The organism is Variovorax xiamenensis (assembly GCF_050916385.1).
GTDB lineage: Bacteria > Pseudomonadota > Gammaproteobacteria > Burkholderiales > Burkholderiaceae_C > Variovorax.
Genome location: NZ_CP139038.1, coordinates 6309648 through 6332718, shown reverse-complemented (window position 1 = coordinate 6332718; position 23071 = coordinate 6309648). Strand labels below are relative to the sequence as shown.

The following is a 23071-nucleotide window of genomic DNA, read 5'->3' as shown; positions in this document are numbered from 1 at the left end:
GCGGTCGGCCGCCCGGCTACTTGCCGTACGGGCTGCGGATGCCCAGGCCGGCGAGGATTTCGATCTCGTACGCCTCCATCTCGTCGGCGTCGGCCTCGCTGGTCTCGTGGTCCCAACCCTGCGCGTGCAGCGTGCCGTGCACCAGCAGGTGCGCGTAGTGGTCGGCCAGCGTCTTGCGGTTTTCCTTCGCCTCGCGCGCCACCACCGGCGCGCACAGCACCAGGTCGGCCATCGCGACCGGGCTCTGCGCATAGTCGAAGGTGAGCACGTTGGTCGCGTAGTCCTTGCCGCGGAACTCGCGGTTCAGGCGCTGCCCTTCGTCGGCATCGACGATGCGCACCGTGATCTCGCCGTCGATGTCGAGCGCATGGCGAATCCATCGCGTCACGCTGTGGCGCGGCAGCGCGGCGCGATGGCGCTCCACGCCCTTGAAGCGGCCGAACTGCAGCGAGAGCGAAAGCGCCGGAAGCTTCGATGCGGCCATCTCAGTGGCTCCCCGCGCGCTTGCGCTGGCTGTCGTAGGCATCGACGATCTTCGCCACCAGCGGATGGCGCACCACGTCCGCGCTGGTGAAGTGCGTCATGGCGATGCCGTTCACGCGCTTGAGCACGCGCTCGGCGTCGATCAGGCCGCTGAGCTGGTTTTTCGGCAGATCGATCTGGCTCACGTCGCCCGTCACCACCGCGCGGGCGCCGAAGCCGATGCGCGTGAGGAACATCTTCATCTGCTCCGGCGTGGTGTTCTGCGCCTCGTCGAGGATCACGAAGGCGTTGTTCAGCGTGCGCCCGCGCATGAAGGCCAGCGGCGCGATCTCCAGCGCGTTGCGCTCGAAGGCCTTCTGCACCTTCTCGAAGCCCATCAGGTCGTAGAGCGCGTCGTACAGCGGACGCAGGTACGGATCGACCTTCTGCGTCAGGTCGCCCGGCAGGAAGCCCAGCCGCTCGCCCGCTTCCACCGCCGGCCGCGTCAGCACGATGCGCTGCACGGCTGCGCGCTCCAGCGCATCGACTGCGCAGGCCACTGCCAGATAGGTCTTGCCGGTGCCGGCCGGGCCGATACCGAAGGTGATGTCGTGCTTGGCGATGTTGTCCAGGTAGATCGCCTGCGTGGGCGTGCGCGGCCGCAGGTCGCCACGGCGGGTGACGAGCATCGCCACATCGTCGTCGCCCTCGAGCATTCCGCCGTCGCCGGCCAGCGTGAGCTGCACCACCGCCGCGTCGATCGGCCGCTGGGCGATCTCGTAGAGCGCCTGCAGCACGTCCATCGCGCGCTGCGCGGCCGCCTTGTGGCCATCGACCTTGAACTGCTCGTGGCGGTGCGCGATCTTCACGCCCAGTGCCTCCTCGATGCGGCGCAGGTGGGCGTCCAGCGGTCCGCACAGGTGGCTGAGGCGCGAATTGTTCAGTGGGGTAAAGGTGTGTCGCAGAATCACGCCGGACATTTCAAGGAAAAAGGGCACCCATGATAGGCAAACTGACCGGCATCCTCGCGGAGCGCAATCCGCCGCAGGTGGTCGTGGACTGCAACGGCGTCGGCTACGAGGTCGACGTGCCGATGAGCACGTTCTACAACCTGCCGAACGTCGGCACCAAGGTTTCGCTGCTCACGCACTTCGTCGTGCGCGAGGACGCGCAGATTCTCTACGGCTTCGGCACCGCCGAGGAGCGCGCGGCCTTCCGCCAGCTCATCAAGATCACCGGCGTGGGCCCGCGTACCGCGCTGGGCCTGCTCTCGGGCATGAGCGTGGGCGAGCTCTCGCAGGCGATCACGACGCAGGAGCTGGGCCGGCTCGTGAAGATCCCCGGCATCGGCAAGAAGACGGCCGAGCGGCTGCTGCTGGAGCTCAAGGGCAAGCTCGGCGCCGACATCGGTCTGCCGGCGCACGCCGCCTCCGATGCGCAGGCCGACATCCTGCAGGCGCTGGTCGCGCTGGGCTACAGCGACAAGGAAGCCGCGCTCGCCCTCAAGGCGTTGCCGAAGGACGCGACGGTGAGCGAGGGCATCAAGATGGCGCTGAAGTCGCTCGCCAAGTAGGCCTCGGCCAGCGGGCGGCTGCTCACTCGAGCGTCAGCCCGATGTCCTTCACCAGCACGCTCCAGTCGTGCAGGTCCTTCTGCATCGTCGCGGCGAACTGCTCGGGCGTGTTCTGCGGCAGGTCGGTGAAGTTGAGCTCGCGCAGGCGCTGCACCACGGCCGGGTCCTTCAGCACCTGGTTCAGCGCCACATTGAGCTTCTTCACGATGACCGGCGGCGTCTTCGCGGGCGCCAGCACCCCGTACCAGGAGTAGTTCGTGAACGGGTAGCCGGCCTCGGTCATCGTCGGCACGTCGGGCAGCATCGGGATGCGCGAAGGGCCGCTGTTCGCCAGTGCCTTCAGGCGACCGGCGCGCACCAGCTCCACAGTGGAGGACATGTCCGCGAACGCCGCGTCGACCTGTCCGCCCATCAGGTCCTGCACGCACGGGCCGCTGCCCTTGTAGGGCACGTGCGTCATCGCAAGGCCCGCCTGCTTCTTGAGGCTCTCCATCGCGAGGTGGCCGCCCGAGCCGTTGCCCCACGAGCAGTAGTTGAGCTTGTCGGGGCGCGCCTTGGCATAGGCGACGAATTCCTTGAGCGTCTTCACCGGCAGGTCCTGGCGCACCAGCAGCAGGTTGCCGCCGCGGCCGATCTGCGCCACCGGCGCGAAGTCCTTCAGCGGGTCGTAGGGCAGCTTCCTGTAGAGGCTGGGGTTCACCACCATCGCCGCGGCGTAGGTGAACAGCAGCTTGTAGCCGTCGGGCGTGGCGCGCGCCGCGAGTTCGGTGCCGAGGATGCCGTTGGCGCCCGGCCGGTTGTCGATGATGAAGGGCTGCTTCAGCTGCTTGGAGAGCGCGTCCGCGATCAGCCGCGAGATGGTGTCGGTGCCGCCGGCGGCTGCCGTGGGCACGATCAGCGTCACCGGCTTGTCGGGGTAGGCATCGGCGCCTTGCGCGTGGACGGCCGTCGTCGCCCAGGCCGCGAGCGCACCCAGCGCCAGCGCACGCAGGTGGCGTCGAAGGAGTGTGGTTCTCATGTCTTGTCTCCTGGTCTCTGTATCTGTCTGTCAGTGAATGCCGAAGCGCCCCTGCGTTCCCTGCTCGATCATGTCCGCGCCGACGCGATACAGGTTGCGCGACACGTAACTGGGCACCTGCCGCGCGCGCTCGCGCAGCCACTCGGCCTTGAGCGAGCGCGCCTCCACGATCTCGGGCGCATCGCCCTCGGCGATGGCCAGCAGGTCGATCACGTGCAGCGCCAGCTGCCAGCGGCCTTCCTTCGCCAGGCTGCGCGCATGCGCGATCACGCCGCGCTTGTCGGTGATCGCCTCGGCCACGGCCTGGCCGATGGTCTCTGGCGCCTCGGGATGCAGCGAGGTCGGGTTGCGGTCCCACCAGCCGTTCTCCGAGCGGTAGATGTCGCGCACGATGTAGCCGGGGTCGCCATACGTGGGCTTCATCCACTCGACGCCGAACAGCTCGTCGGGAAAGCGGATGCGCGCCAGCACGCCGCGCTCGTTGAAGCCCTCGTTCATCAGCCGCACGACCTCGGCGCGCAGCCAGCGCAGCGCGCGGGCGGTGTGCGTGAGCACGTGCCGCACCTGCTCCTCGCCTTCGAGCGTGGCGCCGAATTCGCGCACCGCCTTGCGCGCGCCGAGCGCCGCGAGCGCATCGAGCGTGTCGGCCCAGCGCACCGTGTCGCGCATCGTGCGAAAGGGCGTGCCGATGTTGGGAATTGAATCGATCAGCGCCGCGCCGCCGTACAGCACGCGCTGCGACGGGCTCCACAGCGCGATCGCGTCGTCGGTCTCCGAAGGCGCCCAGCGCAGCTCGACGCGGCTGTCGCCCTGGCCGATATGCAGCCGGTCGTCGAAGGTCTCCGTGGGCGCATGCATGGTGAGCCGTCGGTCGAAGAAGCCGGCGGGCCGGTTGAACTGGATCTCGGCCATGCGGTGCTGCAGCGCCTCGGTCTCCCGGTAGCGGGCCTGGCGCCGCGGCACGTTGCGGTGCGCGATGACGCGCGGCGGCGCGTCCCCGCGCTGCGCGGCATGCGCGAGCCACATCGGCACGCCGGAGTTGTAGCCCACGTGCCCGTGGCTGTAGCAAAGCGCATGCAGCGGCGCGTTGCTGAGCTCGCGCACCGCGTCGATCATTCCCTGCGTTACCGGGCCGCCCGGCCCGGCATCGATAACCACCAGGCCGGCGTTCGTCTCGGCCACGAAGGACTGGCCCTGCCCGCGCAGGATGTGCAGGCCGGGCGCCACCGTCTCGGTGCCCGTGCCGACGATGAGAAAGGGCTTCTCCTGCTCGGCCTTGTCGATGTTGCTCGTGTCGTTCGTGTTCATGCAGCCTCCTCGATGCGGACCAGCGCCGGCAGCGCATAGCGGCCGTCCAGCATTTCCTCGCGCGGCACATAGGCGCGCAGGCAGAGATAGAAATCGCCGGCAGGTGCCGGCAGCCAGTTCGCCTGCGCGGCCTCGCCTTCGGGGCGCGCATGCTGGATGTGCAGCGTTAGCCCGCCGTCGGCGTCGCGGCACAGGTCGGGCGTGCGGTCGCCGATGGCGTAGCGGTCGATGGGGTTGTCCACCAGCATGTAGTCACGGCTGTCGTACATCGTGAGCGACCAGAAGGCCTCGACCGGCGGCAGCGTGCCTGGCGCGAAGCGCAGCGTGTAGCGGCCGCTTCCGTTGAGCTTGCGCCCCGAGGCGTCGTTCCATGCCAGAGGGTAGGTCGCCTCGCGGCTTTCGAGCATGCCGATGTACTTGAGCGCCACCAGCGCGCGCGCCAGGTGGTCGTCGCCGAAGCTGCCTTCGACAAGCGGCATCTGTACCCAGCCGGTGGAAGACGCGGCGCCGGACTGCGCGCCGCGCAGCCGCGGCAGCACGGCATCGAGCGCGTCCTGCAGCACGCTGTACTGCGTGTCGTCGAGTGCATCGGCGTCAGGGCCGAGACCGAGTGCGGCGAAGCGGGCGATCAACCCGGCATCGCGCGCGGGCGGCGGGTTCTCGCGCAGCGCGCGATTCACCTGCGCCGCGAAGTGTTCGGCGCTCAGCGGCGCCTTCGGATCGCAGGCCGGGTCGAAGTGCTTCGGCATCGAAGAGGCCTTGCCCGCCTGCCAGTCGCCGAGCGTGCGCACGATGAAGCCGTCCTGCAGCGCATTCACGGCAGGCACGTCGTTCGGCCCATCGACCAGGATGCGCCCGATGATCCACGACCACCGCGTCGGCGCCTCGACGTGCGCGCCGGGCTGCTCGAACGCGGCAGGCACTTCGCCGCGCCAGCCCGGCGGCGTGACGAGGAACGAGCGCGCTGCCGTGCCCGTGAGCCGCTGGCCGATATGCGCGAAGGGGTTCGTGTAGAAGTCCAGCAGGCCCAGTACGTAGTAGCGCCCGGCCGTGTCGGGCACGTCGATCACGAGCGGCCCGTCGCCCAGGTCCAGCCAGGCGTTGGTGTAGAGCGTGTCGTTGTTCGGCGTCACCACGCGGCTCTTGCCCGCGCCCAGCAGCTGGCGCGCGTGCGTGAACACGTTGCACCAGCGATGGGGCTTGGGCGCCCCGCCGGCGCCGTCGGTGCGCTGCGGCGAGGTGGCCGCGCGCATGCGGCTCATCTCGTAGAGCGGGAAGGCGTAGACGACGGCCTCCTCGGCGAGCGCGCGCAGTTCGTTGTCGATGGTCATCGGCACGGCTCAGCCCTCCTGTGCCTGCAGGGCCGGAACGCGCCAGCTCTGCACGCCTTCGCGCGGGTAGTACATGCGCAGGATCAGATAGAAGCGCCCGGCCGGCGCGGGCAGCCAGTTGGCGGCGTCGGCCGGACGCGCGTGGCTCATGCGGATCTCCAGGCTGCCGTCGGCACCGTGCTTCAGGCCCGGCGTGCGGTCGCCGATGGCGTGGCGCTTGATCTCGTTGGGATAGAGGAAGCGGTCGGCGTCGTAAAGCGTCACCGACCAGAAGGCATCCGCCGGCGGCAGGTCATCGGCCTCGAAGCGCATCGTGTAGCTGCGCTTGCCGTCCAGCGGCTCCTGCTTCGCGTCGTAATGCGCCGCGGCGTACACGGCCTCGCTGGTGGCCAGCGCGCCCAGGCCCAGGTAGGCGGTGCGGGCGCGGCCGAGGAACTCGTTGCCGTAGCGTCCAGTGGCGGGCGCCATCGACCAGGGCTTGGGACGGCGGTTACGGCCCGCCGCACCGACGAGCTGCACGCCTTCGGCGAAGCCCTCGATCAGGCCCTCGCGCGCGGGCTCGTCCAGCGTGTCCCACGAGAAGGCGGCATCCGGCCGCAGCCCGGCCTGGCCGAACCAGGCCACCAGCGCACGGTCTTCCATGCGGCCCGGTGCCTCGGCGAGCTCCCGGCACATGTTGGTGAAGAAGCGCTGTGCCACCTTCGCTGCGGCCTCGCCGTTCTCGAAGGCAGCGGCCATCGCGTCCACCGGAGGGCCCTCCCAGTGCTCGACAGCGGACGGCCGACCCTGCAGCGCAGTGCCGGGGGCGGGCGCCAGCTTGATCTCGGACTGCAGCGCGCGTGCAGCGGGCCAGTCGCTTTCGTCGCCCACCAGGATGCGGCCGATCAGCCAGACGAGATCGGTCGGGCAATGCACCACGCGATGGCCGGCGAGCGATGCGGGCACCGCGCCGTTCGGCCCGACGAGCACCACGGTCTCACCTTCGGGGTTGCAGTTGCGCGGCCCCAGGTTCTCGAAGTTCTCTGTGTAGGCGTCGTACAGCGGCAGCACGAAGTAGCGCCCGGGATGGCGCGCCGACGCGGGCACCGTCAGCAGCATCGGCCCGTGGGCCAGGTGGACCCATGCGATGGTGTAGAGCAGGTCGTTGGCCGGCGTCACCACGTCGCGGTCTTCATGGGTGGAGGGGCGCGGTGCGTGGTGCAGCGTGTTCAGCGGCGCGCGCACGTCCGAGCCGTGCGAGGTTCCGGCGCGGCGCTCGGCCTGCGGCGCGGTCTGCATGGCGCAGGTGCGGTAGGTCTCGGTGAGCGGGTAGCCGTAGACGAAGGCGGCCAGGCCGACGGAACGGGCGAGCGCTTTGCGCGCGAGGACAACGGCGAGATTGGGATCGGGAGCGTTCATGGTGGATGTCTCTTTGCTGGAGTTCATGGATCGGTTCAATCGAGCTTCACGCCCGTGGCCTGCGTGAGCCGCAGCGTCACCGGAAGAAAGGCCTTGTAGGCAGCGCTCGCCTCGGCCGGCAGGTTGCCGACGGGCTCGGCGCCCAGTTCCTCGATGCGTCGGCTCACCTCGGGCTGGCGGACCACTGCGCTGACTTCGCGCCCGAGCCGTTCGATCACCGCGTCGGGCGTCTTCGCCGGGGCCATCAGCGAGGTCGGGCCGGTGAGCGCGTACACCTCGTCGGCGTATCCCTGCTCGGCGAAGGTCGGCACATCGGGCAGCGCCCTGGCGCGGCGCGGGCCGGCCACCGCCAGCGGTCGCAGCTTGCCGGCCGCGATGTACGGCTGCAGCGTGGTCACCGAGCCCACGGTCATGTTGATGACGCCGCTGATCAGGTCGACCGCCATCGGGCTCTCGCCCTTGTAGGGCACGTGCAGCGTCTGCAGGCCGTAGGTCTTGTCCATGTAGACCTGGATCTGGTGCGGCTGCGTGCCAGGGCCCCAGGAGCCCATCGTGTACTTGCCGGGCGCGGCCTTCACGGCGGCGATCAGGCTCTTGAAGTCCTTGGCCGGTACCGAGGGATGCACCGCCAGCACCGTGCGCGTGGTGGCGATGTCCGAGACCATGCGCAGGTCGGTGCGCGGGTCGTAGGGCAGCTTGCTGTAGAGCACCATGTTCGCGGTGACAGGGCCCGGCACCGTCAGCAGCAGCGTGTAGCCGTCGGGCGCGCTCTTGGCGACGTAGTCGGTGCCGATGATCCCGCCTGCGCCGCTGCGGTTCTCGACCACCACCGGCTGGCCCAGCCGCTTCGACAGCCCTTCCGCCACGATGCGCGCGAGGATGTCGGTGGAGCCGCCCGCCTGGTACTGCACGATGATGCGCAGCGGCTTCGACGGAAAGGGCGCTTCGGCCTGCGCGCCGCCTGCCACGAGGGCCAGCATGGCGCCGATGCCGAGTGCGGCGCGTTGTCTCTTCGATGTCGTCATGCGATCTGTCTCCGGTTGTTGTTCATCCGGCGCGTCCGACGACCAGCGCGTCGACCGCCACGCAGCCGCCATCGGCACGAGGCCGCGCGATCAGCGGGTTGATCTCGGCGCTGTCGAGCGAGTCGCCGGCGCGCAGCGCGAAGCCGGCCAGCGCGCACAGCGCATCGGCGATCGATTCGAGGTCGACCGGCGCGCGGCCGCGCGCCCCATCGAGGATCGCGAAGGCGCGCAGTTCGCGCACCATGGCCAGCGCGTCGTCGCGCGTGATCGGCAGCGCGCGCAGCGACACGTCGCGCAGCGTCTCGACGTGGATACCCCCCAGGCCGAACATCAGCACCGGCCCGAACACCGGGTCGCTGTGAACGCCCGCGATGCATTCGACGCCGCCGCCCAGCATGCGCGCCACCAGCGCGCCGTCGAGCCGCGCATCGGGCCGCGCGATGAGTGCGTGGTCACGCGTCCGCTCGAAGGCAGCGCGCGCCTGCGCCGCACCGCGCAGGCCGAGCGCCACGCCGCCGACGTCCGACTTGTGCGGGATGTCCGCGCTCACGATCTTCACCACCACCGCGTCGCCGATGGCTTCGGCGGCGGCTGCCGCCTCGTCGGCGCTGCGCACCACGCGGTGCTCGACCACGGGCACGCCGGCTTCTGCGAGCAGCGCCAGCGCGTCGGGCTCTGACATGGTGCCGGGCGCGAGCTTCAGCGGATTCGACGCAGGAGCCGAGGTCGTAGAAAGCGGCGCTCCGGTCTTCAATCCGGCCAGAGCGGCAATCGTGCGGATGCCGTCCGACGGGTCGGCGAACACCAGGCAGCGCATCGCCTCCAGCTCGGCGCGGCGCTCCGGCGCCAGCAGCGTGCTGATGGCGAGCAGCGTGTCGGGGTAGGCCTTGCGCAGCGAGCCCACCAGTTCGCGCAGCACCGGCCATAACGCATCCGACGCACCGGCGGCTGCGAGAAAGCCCATCCATGACGCGAAGCCTCGGTCGTCGAGCATCACGCGCGCGCTGCGCTCCAGCAGGCTCATGTCGTTCGTGACCTGCCCGGTGATGTCGACCGGGTTGCGCGGTGCCGCGAAGGGCACCCAGCTGCGCAGCGTGTCTTGTGCTGCATCGCTCAGCGGCTGAACGTCGAGGCCCTGCGCCGAGGCCTCGTCGGCCATCAGCGCGCCCACGCCGCCCGAGAGCGTGAACAGGCCGATCGAGCGGTCGCGCGGGCGGCCGGCCACCGCCGCGCTGTGGGCCAGGTCGAAGAACTCGGTGAGGTTGCGCGCGCGCAGCACGCCGTACTGGCGGAACACCGCGTCGTACACCGCGTCGTCGCCCGCCAGCGCGGCGGTGTGCGAGGCGGCGGCCTGCGCGCCCAGCGCCGTGCTGCCGACCTTGACCATCACCACCGGCTTGCCGTTCGCCTGCGCGAGGGCCAGCGCCGCGCGCAGCCGGGGGCCGTCGCGGCAGCCTTCCATGTAGCCCATGATCACGTCGGTGGCCGGGTCCTGCGCGAGCCAGGCCAGGCAGTCGGCGAACTGCACGTCGGCCTCGTTGCCGGTGGTGGCCCACAGCGACAGGCCCACGCCGCGCGCCCGCGCCATCGAGTAGGCGTACGCGCCGAACGCGCCCGACTGGCTCACCAGCCCGATGCGCCCCGCGCTCACGCGGCCCACGCCGGGCGCGGGCGAGAAGGTCGCGTAGACATTGCGGGCGATGTTCATGAAGCCCAGGCAGTTCGGGCCGATGAGCCGCACGCCGGCCGCGCGCGCCTTGTCGCCGAGCCGTGCCTGCGCGGCGGTGCCCTCGGCGCCGGTCTCGGCGAAGCCCGACGAGAACAGCACCACGCCCTTCACCTTCGCGGCGATGGCGTCGTCGAGCGCGCCGTCGACCAGCGCCGCAGGCACTGCGAGCACGGCCAGGTCCACCGGCTGGCCGATGGCGCGCAGGCTGGGCCATGCCTGCAGCTCCTGGATGCGGTCGGCGTTGGGATTGACCGGGTAGAGCGCGCCGTCGAAGCCGAAGCGGCGCTGGTAGTCGACCGGAATGCCGCCGATCTTCTGCGGGTTGGACGAGGCGCCGACCACCGCGATGGAGCGTGGCGCGAACAGGGCCGAGAGCGATTCGGCCTGGGAGCTGAAGAAATCCATGAGTCGAGGCGGGAAGGCGGTTTCAGAAGTTGTGGCGGATGCCGGCGGCGAGCACGCGCACGCCGTTGCCGCTGTCGGGTGCGACCGTGATGGTCGCGAGCGAGGCAGAGGCGCCGTTGCGGTTGAGAAGGCGCAGCCAGCGCGCGTACAGCACGGTGCGCTTGCTCAGGTAGTAGTCGTAGCCCAGCGTCCAGGCCAGTTGCGAGCGGCCGGTGTCGTCCACCTTGCGCTGCATGGCCTCGAACATCAGGTTCGACGCGGGCGTCACGTTGTAGGTGACGCCCAGGCTCGCGAGCTTCGCAGTGGGAACGCGCGGCAGGCTTGAGCTGTTGCGCACGTAGTTGGCGTAGAACTGGAGCCCGATGTCAGGCAGCTCGTACGCGCCGCTCAGCGCCTGGTAGGTGGTGGTGGCCGGGTCGGCCACGGGCGCCGCGGCCGAGCCGGAGCGCGCCCGCTGGAAGGCATAGGCGATGTAGTAGGGCTTGCGCGACCAGCCCAGGCTGCCGCCGTAGAAGTTGCCGCTCTGGTGGCTGGGCGCGCTCGATTCGCCGGGTGCGTAGGCGATGTCCGCGAAGAAATCGCTGCTGGCCGGCGTGCGGTAGCGAATCATGTTGCTGGCACGCGCGGCGAAGGGCGTGAGCCCCGGCTGCGCGTCGGTGGCGGCCACCAGGTTGATGGGCGAGAACACGGAGTTCACGCCGTACGGGTCGGCCTTGAACAGCGTGTAGAACATCGGCGTGTACATGCGGCCCGCGTCGATCTGCCCCCACGGCCCCGACAAGCCGACGAAGGACTGCCGGCTGAACGACATGGCCGGCCCGGGCAGCGTGCCGTTGCCGGTGTCGGGCGCGAAGCCGCTTTCGAGCGTGAAGTGCGCGCTGAGGCCGCCGCCGAGGTCTTCGGTGCCGCGAAAGCCCAGGCGCGAGGCGGTCTGGCCGCCGTCTTCCAGCCGCTTCGACGATGTGTTGCCCGACTTGGCGAAGGCCATGTAGAGGTCGACCGTGCCGTAGATCGTCACGCTGCTCTGCGCCAGCGTGAGCGAGGAGTAGGCCGCCAGCGCGAAGCCGGCGGCTGCTGTCTTCTTCATGTGTTGTATGTCTCCGGTAGGGCTTGCCGCATGCGGGTGATGCATGGCGTTGCCGCTTGTGTGCTTGTGGATGTCCGGTGCTTACGATAGAAATGACGGACTCCCGAATCTGTCAACGCCTTGACAGATTCATGAACATCACGGCAGGGAGAACCCGCTGACCCGATCGCCCCGCTCAACCCCTCGGAACGCAGAAGAAAGCACCGCGCTCATGGAGCGCGCGCTGCGCTGGAACGAGCTGTTCTCGCGCTGGCCCGACGCGCGCCGCACCGAGCTCATGAAGTCCGCTCGCATGGAGCGCTACAGCCGCCGCACGCAGGTGCTGGCGCACGACCGCAGCCGGCGCGAGCTGCTGGTGGTGGTGTCGGGCTGCCTCGAGATCAGCAGCATGAGCACCCACGGGCGCAAGTACGTCAACGCGCTGCTCGGGCCGGGGCAGGTGGCGCCGCTGGTGCGCCTGCTGGAAGACGTGCCGCTGCCCTACGACTACCACGCGCACGAAGACTCGGTGATCATCCACCTGCCCAGCGACGCCGTGATCGCGGTGCTCGACGCCGAGCCGGTGCTGTGGCGCGACGTGGCCAAGCTGGGCCTGCAGCGCCAGCGGCTGAGCATCGTGCTGCTGCAGAACCAGATGCTCAACTCGATCCACGGGCGCGTGGCAGCGACGCTGATGAGCCTGGTCCACTTCTACAACGGGCAGGGGCCGGGCGCGGGAGAAGGCGACGATGCCGGCCCGCTGGTGCGCCTTTCGCAGAACGACCTGGCGGCCATGCTCGGCCTGTCGCGCCAGACCATCAACAAGGAACTGGGGCGCCTGGTGGAAGAGGGCGCCATCGACATGCGCTACAAGCGCATCCGCATCGTCGATGCCGAGCGGCTGGCGCGCATTGCCGCCGGCACCTGAGCAAGACGCTCAGGGGTGGATCTTCTCGCCCTTGGCCAGCATCTCGACGAACTGCGCGATGCGTCGCGCGCGCGTCTCGGGCTTCTTCGCGCTCTGCGTGCGGAAGAGCACGGCGAAGCGGTTGCGCGAATCGAGCGTGGCGAAGAACTTCGCGGCCTTCTTGTTGGCGTCCAGTGCGGCCTGCAGGTCGGGCGGCACGGTGGCTGCGGCGACGCCTTCGTAGGCCGCGTCCCAGCGGCCGTCGGCCTTCGCGCGTTCGATCTCGGCATGGCCGGCCGGCTGCATGCGGCCTTCCTCGATGAGCTTCAGCACCTTGGCGCGGTTGATCTGCGACCAGATGCTGCGCTTGGTGCGCGGCGTGAAGCGCTGCTGGAAATACTGCGCGTCGTCGCTCCTGCGCTGTCCGTCGATCCAGCCCCAGCACAGCGCTTCTTCGAGAGCCCCGGCGTAGTCGATGGAGGCGATGCCGCTGTCCTTCTTCGCGATGCGAAGCCACACGCCGGCGGCGCTGGCGTGGTGGCGCTTGAGCCAGCGCGCCCACGAGGCCGCGTTGGTGCACTCGACGGGCGTGTCGTGCACGACACGCTCTTCTGTCTTGCTCATGGCACCCACCAGTAGCGCAGCGCGTGGAAGTAGATGGGCGCCGCGAAGATCACCGAATCGAGCCGGTCGAGCATGCCGCCGTGGCCCTCGATCATCGAGCCCCAGTCCTTCACGCCGCGGTCGCGCTTGATGGCCGACATCACGAGGCCGCCGAAGAAGCCCATCAGGCAGATGGTGAGCGCCATCAGTGCCGCCTGCCACGGGTTGAAGGGCGTGGCCCAGTACAGCGCCGCGCCCAGGGCGGTGGCGCTCGCCACGCCGCCGATCAGGCCTTCCCATGTCTTGGAGGGCGACAGCTCGGGCGCCACCTTGCGCTTGCCGAAGAGCTTGCCCCACACGTACTGCAGCACGTCGCTGCCCTGCACCACGATCACGAGGAAGGCGATCAGCAGCAGGTTGCGACCCTCGAAGCCCGGGATCTGCAGCGTGAGCAGCGCGGGTACGTGGCTGATGCAGAACACGCACACCATCAGCCCCCACTGGATCTTCGAGGTGCGCTCCAGGAAGCGCCGCGTGTCGCCGCTCACCGCCGCCAGGATGGGCAGCAGCAGGAAGGCGTAGACCGGGATGTAGATGGCGTAGAGCCCGTACCAGTCGATCCAGATCAGGAAGTACTGCCCCGGCAGCGCGAGGTAGAAGGCCAGCGCGATCGGCGCGTGGTCGCCGCGCCGCGTATAGGCCAGGCTGATGAACTCGCGCAGCGCATAGAACGAGATCAGGTAGAACAGCACGATCACGCCGCCCTTGCCGAAGGCGAAGGCGATGCCGATCACCGCCACCATCACCCACCACGCGTTGACGCGCGAGTTGAGGTTGTCGATCACCGAATGCGGCTGGCCGTGCGCCACCCGCCACTTGAGCAGCGCGCCGATGGCCGAGGCCAGCACCAGCACGCCGGCCACGCCGCCGAAGAGCTTGAGCGTGGTCCACGCGAAGGGAGAAAGCTCGATCATGCGGCGGTCCCTCCGTTGTTGTTCTGGCTGCCGGCCGTGCCGTTCTCGTCGATGCGGTCGTACTCGGGCCGCAGGTCGAGCATGGCGGCGCGGGCCCGGGCGATGAAGCTGTTCTTGTCCTCGCCCTCGGCCAGCGAGATCGGCGCGCCGTAGCGCACCGTGCAGGCCAGCGGGATCGGCACCAGCGTGCCCTTGGGCAGCACGCGCTTGAGGTTCTCGATCCACACCGGCACCAGCCGCACGTTGGGGCAGGCGCGCGCCAGGTGGAAGAGGCCGCTCTTCAGGGGCAGCAGGATCTCGTCGCCGGTGTTGCGCGTGCCTTCGGGGAACATGATGAGCGAGTCGCCGGCGTCCAGCGCCTGTTTCATCTGCTCGACCGGGTTCTCGCCCTGGCCCGAGCCGTCGCGGCGGATCATCAGCGCGTTGAACACGTCGATGCCGATGAACTGCCGCGTCTTCGAGGCCATCCAGTAGTCCTGCCCGGCAACCGGGCGCGTGAGCGCGCGCAGGTCGGGCGGCAGGGTAGCCCACAGCAGCACGAAGTCGCCGTGGCTCGTGTGGTTGGCGAAGTACAGCGTCTGCTCGGCCTTCGGCGTGGAGCCCGACCAGATGGCGCGCACCCCGGTCAGCAGCCCGGCAGCGCCGATGATGAGCTTGCCCGCCACGATGGCGAGGCCGCGCCGCAGCACTGTGCTTTCGGGCTTTTCGTCCTTGTTCTTGTTTTCTTCTTCTGCGTTCAAGAGATGTCCTGTGTCATCAAGGCAAGTAGGAACATGGCGCTCTGGCAGGCCACCACGATGGCGTGGCGCTGCATGAGCTGGCGGGTGCCCTGCACGCGGTCGTCCAGCGGGCGGGGAGCGTGCTGCGAGGGCGGAGGCTCGCGCAGGCCGAGGGAGGCGAGCGAGCGGTCGAGCGCGTCGAGCGAGGCGACGGTGTTGCGTGCCAGGCCGTCGAACAGCGCCTCGTCGAAGCGCAGCCGGAAAGCGAAGTAGCGTTCCAGCGCCCCGAGGATGACGACCGCGCCGAAGCCCATGGTGGCGGTGGTCGAAAGTGAGCGCAGCGTCAGCGCGAGCACCAGCGCCGAGATGCAGGTCAGCGCGAAGCCCCAGAGGGCCAGCAGCGCCATCGCGCGCAGCAGCGCCGCGAGCGCGGCGCAGGTGGTTCTGTCGTTGTCATCGGTCATGGCGCGGCACCTCCTGCAAGGGCTTGATCGGCTCCAGCGACATCCGCCAGGCATCCCGCAGCACGATCTGCGGCCGTGCCCGGCGCACCGTGTCCTCGGCCTGGGCGACGCCGCCGGCCGCCCCGTAGCGGCCCAGCCAGGCGATCACCGCCGCCGCGCTGCGCGAGAAGCCGAGCGCGCAGCAGACCCACACTGTGGCACCGTCCGCGCTCCTGCGCTGGCCTTCGATGACGGCGGCCGCGCGCTGCAGGCGCACGGTGGGCGGCACCGTCAGGTCGAGCACCGGCACGCAGCGCGCATGCGGCACGCCGGCGGGCATCTGCAGCTCGGCGCACAGGCTCACCAGCCGGGGCTTCCCGGCGGCCAGCCACTCGGCGTGCGTCGGCCGGCGGCCCAGCCGAAGGCCGGGCACCACCTCGACCGAGGCCGGCAGCTTGCGCGTCCAGAGCCGGGCGTTGACGGCGGCGCCGAGGCGGTAGGGCGCCAGCATCCAGCGCGCCGCCCAGCCCATGCGGCCGTGGCCGTTCATCTGGAAGCCGCGCGCGCCGAAACCGGCGTAGTTCAGCGCCACCAGCGCGAGCGAGGCGGCCGGCCATGCGAGCCACAGCGCGAGGCCGCCGCCGTAGAGCGCGGCTGCCAGGAACAGCGCCGCGCCCACGGCGTAGAAGCCCGCCAGCTTCCAGCGCTGGGGATCGCGGGCGGTGCGCCATGCGCGCGGCATCGAAACCACGCGCTCCAGCGGCCACAGCCACACGCAGAACAGGCCCAGCAGCGCGCCGGTCGGAATGTCGATGAAGTGGTGCTGCCAGGTCGTGAGCACCGATGCGCAGATGGCGAAGGCCCACAGGTGCAGCACCAGCCGCGCCCACAGCGGCCGGATGAACTGCCGGTACCAGTCCCACAGGATCACGGCCAGTGCGATGTGCAGCGAGGGCGCCTGGTTGAAGGGCTGGTCGAAGCCGCGCAGCGCGTTGAACAGGAAGGCCGGTGCCCCGTCGACCGGCGGCTGTCCGAAGCTGAAGTGCAGCGGCCAGAGGATGAAGCAGGTGCAGGCGACCAGCGTGGCCGTCACCAGCCGCAGCGCATGCCGGTCGAGCGCGTGCCGGCTGCGCGCGAGGAACAGCGAGAGCGCGTAGAAGACGTTGATCGTCCAGTACGGAAAGATGGTCCACGGCCAGAACGGCACCTGCCGCTCCCACTCGAAGGCCATCGACGGCACGTTGGCGCGCGTGGTGGCCCACCAGTTGGCGAAGCCGTAGGTCGCGTAGAACAGCGGCCCCAGGAACACCAGCCAGGCGGCGGCGCGCTTCCAGGGCCGTCGTGCCGGCGGGGTGCGCGTCATTGCGTAACGCGCACCGCCAGAGACACCGTGAAGATGCCCCATTCGTCCACCCGCTGGTCGATCTTGCGAAAGCCCGCTTCCTCCACCAGCTGGTCCATCTCGTACTGGGTGCGGCGGCGCATCACCCAGGCTTCGCCCTGGCGGTGGCTGGTGAGGGCGCGAGCGATCATTTCGAGCTGCGGGTGCCAGGGCTGGCCGGTGTAGACCAGGTAGCCGCGGTCTTCCACCGCGTCGCCCACGCCCGCGAGCGAGCGGCGAACCATCTCGTTGTCGGGAAAGAGCTCGTACAGGCCCGACACCACGGCCAGCGTGGGCCGCGGCGTGACGCTGGCGAGGCTCATGCGGTCGAAGGCGTCGGCCTGCACGAACTGCGCGACGTCTTCCAGGCCCTTCTCGGCGATGAGCGCGCGGCCGTCGCGCACGTTGATGTCGCTGTAGTCGCGCAGCAGGATCGAGCTGGCCTTGACGGGGCTGGCCTGCACCGCGTCGAGCACGTAGCGGCCGTGGCCGGCGGCGATGTCCATCAGGCGCACCTCGCGGTGCATCTCGGCCAGCCGCTCCATCGCGATGCGCAGCAGTTCCTCGACGTGGATCTTGCGCTGGCGGATGCCGCGCCAGCCGATCGACTCGAGGTAGGTCTTGTCGATCGAGCGGCCGATGAACGAGCTGCCCTGCGGATGGTTGCGGTAGACGTAGTCGAGCGTGCTGCCCGAGTCGAAGCCGGTGTCGTGGCCGAGCTTGATGCCCTCGGACATCGTGCCGCCCAGCTTCAGCCCGGCGCGGGTCATGGCCCAGTAGGCACCGCGCGGCGACAGGGGCGAGAGCGGCTCGGCCAGCGCGCGCGACTCGTCGGCCGTCTCGCCGCTCAGGTGCGCCTCGCGCTGGTCCACCGGCACGGCGGGCTCGTCGAAGCGCTGGAGGATGAATTCGCGGATCTGCGCCACGGCCGGCGCGCGGTCCTTCTCGCCCAGCGTGTCGTGGAAGAAGCCCGGCAGCTCGGTCTTGGTCTTCACCGCGCTGCCCAGTCGCTCGAAGAACTGGTGCTGCGGCTTGTGGTGCACCACCCAGTCGGCGCCCGAGATGAGCAGCTGCACCGGCAGCGTGATCGCGTTGGCGTCGGCCACCACGCGGTCGGCCGCCTCGTAAAGGCCCAGCAGGATGTTCACCGCAATGGGCCGGCTGATGAGCGGATCGCTCTCGTAGCTGGCGATGCGCTCCGGGTCGTGCGTGAGGAACTTCGCCTTCACGTAGCTGTTGACGAAGAAGAGCCCGCGCAGCTTGTGCATCAGCGCCAGGCCGGGCCGGGCGAAGGGCACGTAGAGCTTGACCTTGAAGGCCGGCGAGGCGAGCGTGAGGCCGCGCACCTTGGGGGCGTAGTCGTGCGCCCAGGTGGCGATCAGCACGGCGCCCACGCTCTGGGCGACCACGTGGATGTCCTGCTCGGGCACGCCGTGGACGGCGCCGATGTGCTGCACGAAGGTCTGCACGTCGCGCACCGAGGTGCCGAAGCTGGGGCTGTAGCCGCGCTGGCCCGGCGAGCGGCCGTGGCCGCGGGCGTCCCAGGCGTAGAAGTCGAAGTCGGGCAGGTCGAGTTCGTCGACCAGGTGCGCCATGCGCGCGCCGTGCTCGTGGCCGCGGTGGAACAGCAGCACGGCGCCGCGCCGCGCGGCACCGGTGGCGGGCCAGCGGCGGTAGAAGAGCGATTCGCCGTCGTGCGTCTGGAAGTGGAGTTCCTCGGCGATGCGTAGAGTTGTGTTTGTCATTGAGTCCCTGTTGAATTCTTGTCGTCGGCCTCCGCCAGTGCCCGGCGAATGCGGTTGACGATGGTCCAGGCCACGAGCGCGGCCAGCAGCGGCATCAGCCAGGCCGTCCAGCCCGGCAGCGGCCCGCCCAGCGCCACATACAGGCCGAGCGCGCCGAACACGAAGGCCCGGTCGCTCTTGCCCAGCGGGCCGTCGTAGCGGCGCGAGGCGCCCACGGTGGGGCCCAGCGCGCCGGCGAATTCGCTCAGCCCGGCCAGCACGATGACGGTGCCGACCCAGAAGCCGCTGAAGGGCTGCACCAGCGCGAAGGGCAGGTACAGCGCCGCGTCGGAGACCACGTCGGTCAGTTCGTTGAGGAAGGCGCCCAGCTTGCTCTGCTGGTTGTGCTCGCGCGCCAGCATGCCGTCGATGGCGTTGAAGGCCATGCGCAGGAACATCCAAAGCGGGATGAGCCCGAAGGCCGCCAGCGAGGGCGCCGCGAAGAAGAGCCAGAGCCCGAGCGCGACCGAAACGACACATGCCGCCAGCGTGACCTGGTTGGCCGTGACGCCCATCGCATGCAGGCGGACCACCAGCGGCCGCAGCAGTGCCTGGAAACGCGGCTTCAGTTCGTAGATCGACACGTGCTGGCTTCCCCTCGTTCGTTATATGGCCGAAGCATTCTGCCAGTGTGTGGCAGGTACTAAACTCCCCGGCGAACACCCCCTCGCAATGACCATCCAGACAGACGACTTCGCGCCCGCCCCCCAACGCGTGGTGTCCGCCGCCCCTGCCTCGCCCAACGAGGAGGCGATCGAACGGGCCCTGCGCCCCAAGCTGCTCGACGAGTACGTCGGCCAGGCCAAGGTGCGCGAGCAGCTCGAGATCTTCATCGGCGCCGCGCGCAAGCGGCAGGAAGCCCTCGACCACGTGCTGCTTTTCGGCCCGCCGGGCCTGGGCAAGACCACGCTGTCGCACATCATCGCCGCCGAGCTGGGCGTCAACCTGCGCCAGACCTCCGGCCCCGTGCTCGAGAAGCCCAAGGACCTGGCGGCGCTCTTGACCAACCTCGAGCCGAACGACGTGCTCTTCATCGACGAGATCCACCGCCTGAGCCCGGTCGTCGAGGAAATCCTGTATCCGGCGCTGGAGGACTACCAGATCGACATCATGATCGGCGAGGGCCCCGCGGCGCGCAGCATCAAGCTCGACCTGCAGCCCTTCACGCTGGTAGGCGCCACCACCCGCGCCGGCATGCTGACCAACCCGCTGCGCGACCGCTTCGGCATCGTCGCGCGGCTGGAGTTCTACACGCCCGAGGAACTGGCGCTGATCGTGCACCGCAGCGCCGGCCTGTTGAAGGTGGAGGCCGACCCGGCCGGCGGCTTCGAGATCGCCCGCCGCTCGCGCGGCACGCCCCGCATCGCCAACCGCCTGCTGCGCCGCGTGCGCGACTACGCCGAGGTCAAGGGCAACGGCCGCATCACCGAAGACATCGCGCACCGGGCGCTGGCCATGCTCGACGTCGACCCGCAGGGCTTCGACCTGATGGACCGCAAGCTGCTCGAGGCCGTCATCCACCGCTTCGACGGCGGCCCGGTCGGCCTGGACAACGTGGCCGCCAGCATCGGCGAGGAGCGCGACACCATCGAGGACGTGATCGAGCCGTACCTCATCCAGCAGGGCTACCTGCAGCGCACGCCGCGCGGGCGCATCGCAACGCTGGCCGCGTACCGCCACCTCGGCGTGGCCCCGCCTTCCGGCCGCGCCGACGGTCCCGATCTCTTTGGAGCCTGATTTCCCATGCATACCCACGACCTGAGCGCCTGGCAGCACGACCACCATTTCGGCGCCGATACCTCTTCCGCCGAGCGCAGCACGCGGCTGGTGATGTGGATCACCGCCGCAATGATGGTGATCGAGATCGGCGCAGGCTGGTGGTTCAACTCGATGGCGCTGCTGGCCGACGGCTGGCACATGAGCTCGCACGCGCTGGCCATCGGCCTGAGCGCCTTCGCCTACGCGGCCGCGCGCCGCTATGCACGAGACCCGCGCTTCGCCTTCGGCACCTGGAAGATCGAGGTGCTCGGCGGCTTCGCGAGCGCGCTGGCGCTGCTGGGCGTGGCGGCGCTGATGGTGGTGGGTTCGCTGGAGCGGCTGTGGTCGCCCTCGGCCATCCACTATCCCGAGGCCATCTCGGTGGCGGTGCTGGGGCTGGTGGTCAACCTGGTCTGCGCGCGGCTGCTGGGCGGGGCGCATCATCATCACGGGCATGGCCACGATCATCACGGCCATGACCACCACGGCCACGCTCACGACGATCACGGCCATGGCCACGACCTGAACCTGCGCTCGGCCTACCTGCACGTCGTGGCCGATGCCGCCACTTCGGTGCTCGCCATCGCGGCGCTGCTGGGCGGCTGGTTCTACGGCTGGGCCTGGCTCGACCCGGTGATGGGCATCGTCGGCGCGGTGCTGGTGGCGGTCTGGGCCAAGGGGCTGTTGAAGGAAACCGGCAAGGTGCTGCTCGACCGAGAGATGGACCATCCCGTCACCGAGGAAATCCGCGAAGGCGTCGAGACAATGCTGGCCGATTCCGAAACCCGCGTGGCCGACCTGCACGTATGGCGCGTGGGCCGCGATGCGTACGCCTGCGCGCTCACGGTGGTGACGCACTCGCCGACGCTCACGGCCGACCATGTGCGGGCGTGCTTCTCGATGCACGAGGAAATCCGCCACTCGACGGTGGAAATCCAGCGCTGCGTGGATTGATTCGATGGCTGAGCCGATGGCGCCGGAGTCCGTCGCGCAAGCCGTGGTCCAGCGCCAGCTGGACGCCTACAACGCCAGGGATCTCGACGCATGGCTGGCCACCTATGCCGAGGATGCCCGTCAATACGAACTGGCGGGAAAGCTCCTGGCCTCGGGGCACGCGGAGTTGCGTGCCCGCACCGAGGTCCGCTTCAGGGAGCCTGATCTGCATGCCCATCTGCTGCAGCGTTCGGTAATGGGGAACGTGGTGGTCGACCACGAGATCGTGACGCGCAACTTCCCCGAGGGCGTCGGGACCGTGGAGATGGTCTGTGTCTATGTGGTCAGTCAGGGCCTCATCCAGACGGCATCGTTCGAGATCGGATCGCCGACCATGGGGCGACGGTCCGCCTAGCGAAGCGCCGGGCTCCTGCTTCCTGCCTCCGCGAGGAAGGAGGAAGCAGGAAGAGTCACGCGGCCGGTCGTGCGTGCCGCACGATCAACACCTGCGCCGCGTAGTAGGTAGCCAGCACCCACAGCGGCGCCAGCGGCAGCGGCGTCACGAACCGGTTCGTAGCCAGCAGCGAGTCGCTCAGCATGAAGAAGCACGCGCCCACCGCCACCCAGGGCGCGGACGGGTCCGTATCGCGCAGCACGGCGGCCCGGCCGATGGCCTGCGCCGCCATGCAGGCGATCACCACCACGTAGGCGGCGACCGGAATCCGCAAGGCCGCGGGCAGCCCGCCGTGCCAGAGAAAGGCGTACATCCCCGCGCCGACCAGCAGCGTGGCCGCCAGGACCCAGGGCCGGGGGAACAGGCCGACGCCCATGCGGAACAGCGCGATGTAGGCGAGGTGGGCCAGCAGGAAGCACACGAGGCCGGGAACGAAGAGCCCGCTTGGCCCCATCAGCAGCACGTCGCCCGCGAGCGAGGCTGCGAGGCCGGCCAGCAACAGGCCGTCGAAGTGGGTGATCGAGCCGGCAGCCCATGCCCGCCGGGCCGCGAGGACGATCGCGATCGTCAGGGCCAGCGGCTTGAAGATGTAGTGCAGCCAGCCGATGCCCAGCGCCGCGCTGGCCGTGGCCAGTGCGGCGGCCTCGACCAGCAGCACTTCCGTGACCGACAGCCGCCCCTGCAGTACGCCGCCGATCGCCCACAGCATGGCCGTCAGCGCGGCCAGCCACACGGCGGCCAGCGGCAGCGGGACGATGTCGGAGTACCAGAGGAACACCACGGCGAACGCGATCAGCAGCAGGAACTGGATGCCCGCGAACCACTGCACGCCGGGGCTCACCGCCGGCTCGTAGCGAGTCACCTTGGCGATGTCGAAAGGCTGCTTGGGAAAGCGCGCCGCCACGTCCGCCGGCCGCCAGCCCGGCGGCTTGAGCCACACGCGCAGCTTGTCGGCCCAGCTGCGCGCATGCCATGAGTCCTTGGCCAGCGCCCAGTACACCTCGGCGTTGGCCCACAGCGGGTCCCAGCTGCGCAGCTCGCCGCGCGTGCCGTAGACGCAGCGCTCGTCTTCCTCGCGGAAGGTGCCGAACATGCGGTCCCACACGATCAGGATGCCGCCGTAGTTGCGGTCCAGGTACTTGTCGTTCACCGCGTGGTGCACGCGGTGGTTCGAAGGCGAGCAGAACCAGCGGTCGAACCAGCCCAGCTTGCCGACCTGCTCGGTATGCACCCAGAACTGATAGAGCAGGTCGACGAGGGACACCACCGCGAACACCAGCGGCGGCACGCCCGCCACCGCCATCGGCAGGTAGAAGATCCAGCCCAGCAGCGCGCCGCTGGAGGTCTGGCGCAGCGCGGTCGACAGGTTGTAGTGCTGGCTCTGGTGGTGCACCACGTGCGCCGCCCACAGCACGGCCGATTCGTGGCCCATGCGGTGCAGCCAGTAGTAGCAGAAGTCGTAGAACACCAGCGCCAGCAGCCAGCCGTACCAGGTGGTCCAGAACTCCTTCGCCGCCTCCTGCGGAAAGAGCGCGATCGCCGAATACACGGCGGTGTAGATGCCGATGCGCAGCAGGCCGGTGAGCACCGCGCTGATCTGGCTCAGCATGCCAAGGCCGACGCTGTTGACGGCGTCGGCGAGGCGGTAGGTGTCCTGCCCCGTGCCGCGGCGCGCCCGCGCGCGGCCGACCGCGAATTCGATCGCCATCAGGAGGAAGAAGACTGGGGTCGCTAGAACGATGATCTGGCCAGGTCGCATCGCGCGATTGTGGCGTTGCGATAGGCCTACAAGTCATCGGG

22 protein-coding genes are annotated in these 23071 nt (G+C 69.6%); 5 read left to right on the top strand and 17 right to left on the bottom strand.

Annotated elements, in window-relative coordinates; all coding sequences use genetic code 11:
* Positions 1–16 precede the first annotated feature (16 nt).
* Positions 17–484 carry an rRNA maturation RNase YbeY gene (ybeY, locus tag SFB74_RS29055; RefSeq protein WP_432727873.1) on the bottom strand — a complete coding sequence of 156 codons (468 nt, stop codon included), beginning with the start codon at positions 482–484 and terminating at the stop codon, positions 17–19.
* A 1-nt stretch (position 485) separates the two neighbouring features.
* The gene (locus SFB74_RS29050) at positions 486–1442 is read right to left on the bottom strand and encodes a PhoH family protein (RefSeq protein WP_432727871.1); all 957 of its coding nucleotides are present in this window, start codon (positions 1440–1442) and stop codon (positions 486–488) included.
* Between the two features lie 20 nt (positions 1443–1462).
* Between SFB74_RS29050 and ruvA the strand changes: the two genes are divergently transcribed.
* Positions 1463–2035: a Holliday junction branch migration protein RuvA gene (gene ruvA / locus SFB74_RS29045; protein ID WP_339092540.1), complete on the top strand. Its 573-nt coding sequence runs from the start codon at positions 1463–1465 to the stop codon at positions 2033–2035.
* A gap of 22 nt (positions 2036–2057) precedes the next feature.
* Here the strand turns inward: ruvA and SFB74_RS29040 are convergent, their stop codons facing one another.
* The 7 genes from SFB74_RS29040 to SFB74_RS29010 form a co-directional block, all read right to left on the bottom strand.
* Positions 2058–3053 (bottom strand): Bug family tripartite tricarboxylate transporter substrate binding protein, encoded by a 996-nt coding sequence (locus SFB74_RS29040; protein ID WP_432727870.1) that lies wholly within the window; start codon positions 3051–3053, stop codon positions 2058–2060.
* A gap of 30 nt (positions 3054–3083) precedes the next feature.
* Positions 3084–4361, bottom strand: coding sequence for an alkyl sulfatase dimerization domain-containing protein (locus SFB74_RS29035; protein ID WP_432727869.1), 1278 nt, complete (start codon positions 4359–4361; stop codon positions 3084–3086).
* Positions 4358–5692 carry a DUF1254 domain-containing protein gene (locus SFB74_RS29030; RefSeq protein ID WP_432732017.1) on the bottom strand — a complete coding sequence of 445 codons (1335 nt, stop codon included), beginning with the start codon at positions 5690–5692 and terminating at the stop codon, positions 4358–4360. Before SFB74_RS29030 ends, SFB74_RS29035 begins: the two co-directional genes overlap by 4 nt.
* Before the next feature lie 9 nt (positions 5693–5701).
* A complete protein-coding gene (locus tag SFB74_RS29025; protein WP_432727868.1) occupies positions 5702–7090 on the bottom strand; it encodes a DUF1254 domain-containing protein in 1389 nt (462 codons plus the stop codon).
* A gap of 35 nt (positions 7091–7125) precedes the next feature.
* Entirely contained in the window at positions 7126–8070 is a 945-nt protein-coding gene (locus tag SFB74_RS29020) for a Bug family tripartite tricarboxylate transporter substrate binding protein (protein WP_432732016.1), read from the bottom strand.
* A gap of 67 nt (positions 8071–8137) precedes the next feature.
* Positions 8138–10249 (bottom strand): acetate--CoA ligase family protein, encoded by a 2112-nt coding sequence (locus SFB74_RS29015; protein ID WP_432727867.1) that lies wholly within the window; start codon positions 10247–10249, stop codon positions 8138–8140.
* 22 nt (positions 10250–10271) lie between these two features.
* Entirely contained in the window at positions 10272–11336 is a 1065-nt protein-coding gene (locus SFB74_RS29010; protein WP_432727866.1) for a porin, read from the bottom strand.
* Between the two features lie 211 nt (positions 11337–11547).
* On the opposite strand from SFB74_RS29010, the gene SFB74_RS29005 reads away from it, so the two are divergent.
* A complete protein-coding gene (locus SFB74_RS29005) occupies positions 11548–12243 on the top strand; it encodes a Crp/Fnr family transcriptional regulator (protein WP_432727865.1) in 696 nt (231 codons plus the stop codon).
* A gap of 9 nt (positions 12244–12252) precedes the next feature.
* Here the strand turns inward: SFB74_RS29005 and SFB74_RS29000 are convergent, their stop codons facing one another.
* Genes SFB74_RS29000 through SFB74_RS28970 form a run of 7 tightly spaced genes read right to left on the bottom strand, consistent with a single transcriptional unit; the run spans position 12253 to position 18710 of the window.
* The gene (locus SFB74_RS29000; RefSeq protein ID WP_432727864.1) at positions 12253–12846 is read right to left on the bottom strand and encodes a YdeI/OmpD-associated family protein; all 594 of its coding nucleotides are present in this window, start codon (positions 12844–12846) and stop codon (positions 12253–12255) included.
* Positions 12843–13799 carry a phosphatidate cytidylyltransferase gene (locus SFB74_RS28995; protein ID WP_093205772.1) on the bottom strand — a complete coding sequence of 319 codons (957 nt, stop codon included), beginning with the start codon at positions 13797–13799 and terminating at the stop codon, positions 12843–12845. Before SFB74_RS28995 ends, SFB74_RS29000 begins: the two co-directional genes overlap by 4 nt.
* Positions 13796–14488 carry a lysophospholipid acyltransferase family protein gene (locus tag SFB74_RS28990; RefSeq protein WP_093206037.1) on the bottom strand — a complete coding sequence of 231 codons (693 nt, stop codon included), beginning with the start codon at positions 14486–14488 and terminating at the stop codon, positions 13796–13798. The genes SFB74_RS28995 and SFB74_RS28990 overlap by 4 nt, the downstream gene beginning before the upstream one ends.
* Positions 14489–14535: 47 nt before the next feature.
* Entirely contained in the window at positions 14536–14982 is a 447-nt protein-coding gene (locus SFB74_RS28985; protein WP_093205770.1) for a hypothetical protein, read from the bottom strand.
* Positions 14972–16324, bottom strand: a complete 1353-nt coding sequence (locus SFB74_RS28980; protein WP_432727863.1) for a phosphatase PAP2/dual specificity phosphatase family protein — start codon at positions 16322–16324, stop codon at positions 14972–14974. Before SFB74_RS28980 ends, SFB74_RS28985 begins: the two co-directional genes overlap by 11 nt.
* Positions 16321–18087, bottom strand: a complete 1767-nt coding sequence (locus SFB74_RS28975; RefSeq protein ID WP_432727862.1) for a bifunctional alpha/beta hydrolase/class I SAM-dependent methyltransferase — start codon at positions 18085–18087, stop codon at positions 16321–16323. Before SFB74_RS28975 ends, SFB74_RS28980 begins: the two co-directional genes overlap by 4 nt.
* Positions 18084–18710 (bottom strand): CDP-alcohol phosphatidyltransferase family protein, encoded by a 627-nt coding sequence (locus SFB74_RS28970; protein WP_432727861.1) that lies wholly within the window; start codon positions 18708–18710, stop codon positions 18084–18086. The genes SFB74_RS28975 and SFB74_RS28970 overlap by 4 nt, the downstream gene beginning before the upstream one ends.
* Positions 18711–18798: 88 nt before the next feature.
* Between SFB74_RS28970 and ruvB the strand changes: the two genes are divergently transcribed.
* Genes ruvB through SFB74_RS28955 form a run of 3 tightly spaced genes read left to right on the top strand, consistent with a single transcriptional unit; the run spans position 18799 to position 21232 of the window.
* A complete protein-coding gene (gene ruvB / locus SFB74_RS28965) occupies positions 18799–19863 on the top strand; it encodes a Holliday junction branch migration DNA helicase RuvB (protein ID WP_432727860.1) in 1065 nt (354 codons plus the stop codon).
* Positions 19864–19869: 6 nt separating this feature from the next.
* The gene (gene dmeF / locus SFB74_RS28960; protein ID WP_432727859.1) at positions 19870–20838 is read left to right on the top strand and encodes a CDF family Co(II)/Ni(II) efflux transporter DmeF; all 969 of its coding nucleotides are present in this window, start codon (positions 19870–19872) and stop codon (positions 20836–20838) included.
* Between the two features lie 4 nt (positions 20839–20842).
* Positions 20843–21232, top strand: a complete 390-nt coding sequence (locus SFB74_RS28955) for a nuclear transport factor 2 family protein (protein ID WP_432727858.1) — start codon at positions 20843–20845, stop codon at positions 21230–21232.
* A gap of 55 nt (positions 21233–21287) precedes the next feature.
* Here the strand turns inward: SFB74_RS28955 and SFB74_RS28950 are convergent, their stop codons facing one another.
* A complete protein-coding gene (locus tag SFB74_RS28950; protein WP_432727857.1) occupies positions 21288–23030 on the bottom strand; it encodes a lysoplasmalogenase family protein in 1743 nt (580 codons plus the stop codon).
* Positions 23031–23071: the final 41 nt, after the last annotated feature.

Coding starts and splice junctions, on each gene's coding strand:
- ybeY (WP_432727873.1), bottom strand. CDS start 484: ATGGCCGCATCGAAGCTTCCGGCGCTTTCGCTCTCGCTGCAGTTCGGC.
- SFB74_RS29050 (WP_432727871.1), bottom strand. CDS start 1,442: ATGTCCGGCGTGATTCTGCGACACACCTTTACCCCACTGAACAATTCG.
- ruvA (WP_339092540.1), top strand. CDS start 1,463: ATGATAGGCAAACTGACCGGCATCCTCGCGGAGCGCAATCCGCCGCAG.
- SFB74_RS29040 (WP_432727870.1), bottom strand. CDS start 3,053: ATGAGAACCACACTCCTTCGACGCCACCTGCGTGCGCTGGCGCTGGGT.
- SFB74_RS29035 (WP_432727869.1), bottom strand. CDS start 4,361: ATGAACACGAACGACACGAGCAACATCGACAAGGCCGAGCAGGAGAAG.
- SFB74_RS29030 (WP_432732017.1), bottom strand. CDS start 5,692: ATGACCATCGACAACGAACTGCGCGCGCTCGCCGAGGAGGCCGTCGTC.
- SFB74_RS29025 (WP_432727868.1), bottom strand. CDS start 7,090: ATGAACGCTCCCGATCCCAATCTCGCCGTTGTCCTCGCGCGCAAAGCG.
- SFB74_RS29020 (WP_432732016.1), bottom strand. CDS start 8,070: ATGCTGGCCCTCGTGGCAGGCGGCGCGCAGGCCGAAGCGCCCTTTCCG.
- SFB74_RS29015 (WP_432727867.1), bottom strand. CDS start 10,249: ATGGATTTCTTCAGCTCCCAGGCCGAATCGCTCTCGGCCCTGTTCGCG.
- SFB74_RS29010 (WP_432727866.1), bottom strand. CDS start 11,336: ATGAAGAAGACAGCAGCCGCCGGCTTCGCGCTGGCGGCCTACTCCTCG.
- SFB74_RS29005 (WP_432727865.1), top strand. CDS start 11,548: ATGGAGCGCGCGCTGCGCTGGAACGAGCTGTTCTCGCGCTGGCCCGAC.
- SFB74_RS29000 (WP_432727864.1), bottom strand. CDS start 12,846: ATGAGCAAGACAGAAGAGCGTGTCGTGCACGACACGCCCGTCGAGTGC.
- SFB74_RS28995 (WP_093205772.1), bottom strand. CDS start 13,799: ATGATCGAGCTTTCTCCCTTCGCGTGGACCACGCTCAAGCTCTTCGGC.
- SFB74_RS28985 (WP_093205770.1), bottom strand. CDS start 14,982: ATGACCGATGACAACGACAGAACCACCTGCGCCGCGCTCGCGGCGCTG.
- SFB74_RS28980 (WP_432727863.1), bottom strand. CDS start 16,324: ATGACGCGCACCCCGCCGGCACGACGGCCCTGGAAGCGCGCCGCCGCC.
- SFB74_RS28975 (WP_432727862.1), bottom strand. CDS start 18,087: ATGACAAACACAACTCTACGCATCGCCGAGGAACTCCACTTCCAGACG.
- ruvB (WP_432727860.1), top strand. CDS start 18,799: ATGACCATCCAGACAGACGACTTCGCGCCCGCCCCCCAACGCGTGGTG.
- dmeF (WP_432727859.1), top strand. CDS start 19,870: ATGCATACCCACGACCTGAGCGCCTGGCAGCACGACCACCATTTCGGC.
- SFB74_RS28955 (WP_432727858.1), top strand. CDS start 20,843: ATGGCTGAGCCGATGGCGCCGGAGTCCGTCGCGCAAGCCGTGGTCCAG.
- SFB74_RS28950 (WP_432727857.1), bottom strand. CDS start 23,030: ATGCGACCTGGCCAGATCATCGTTCTAGCGACCCCAGTCTTCTTCCTC.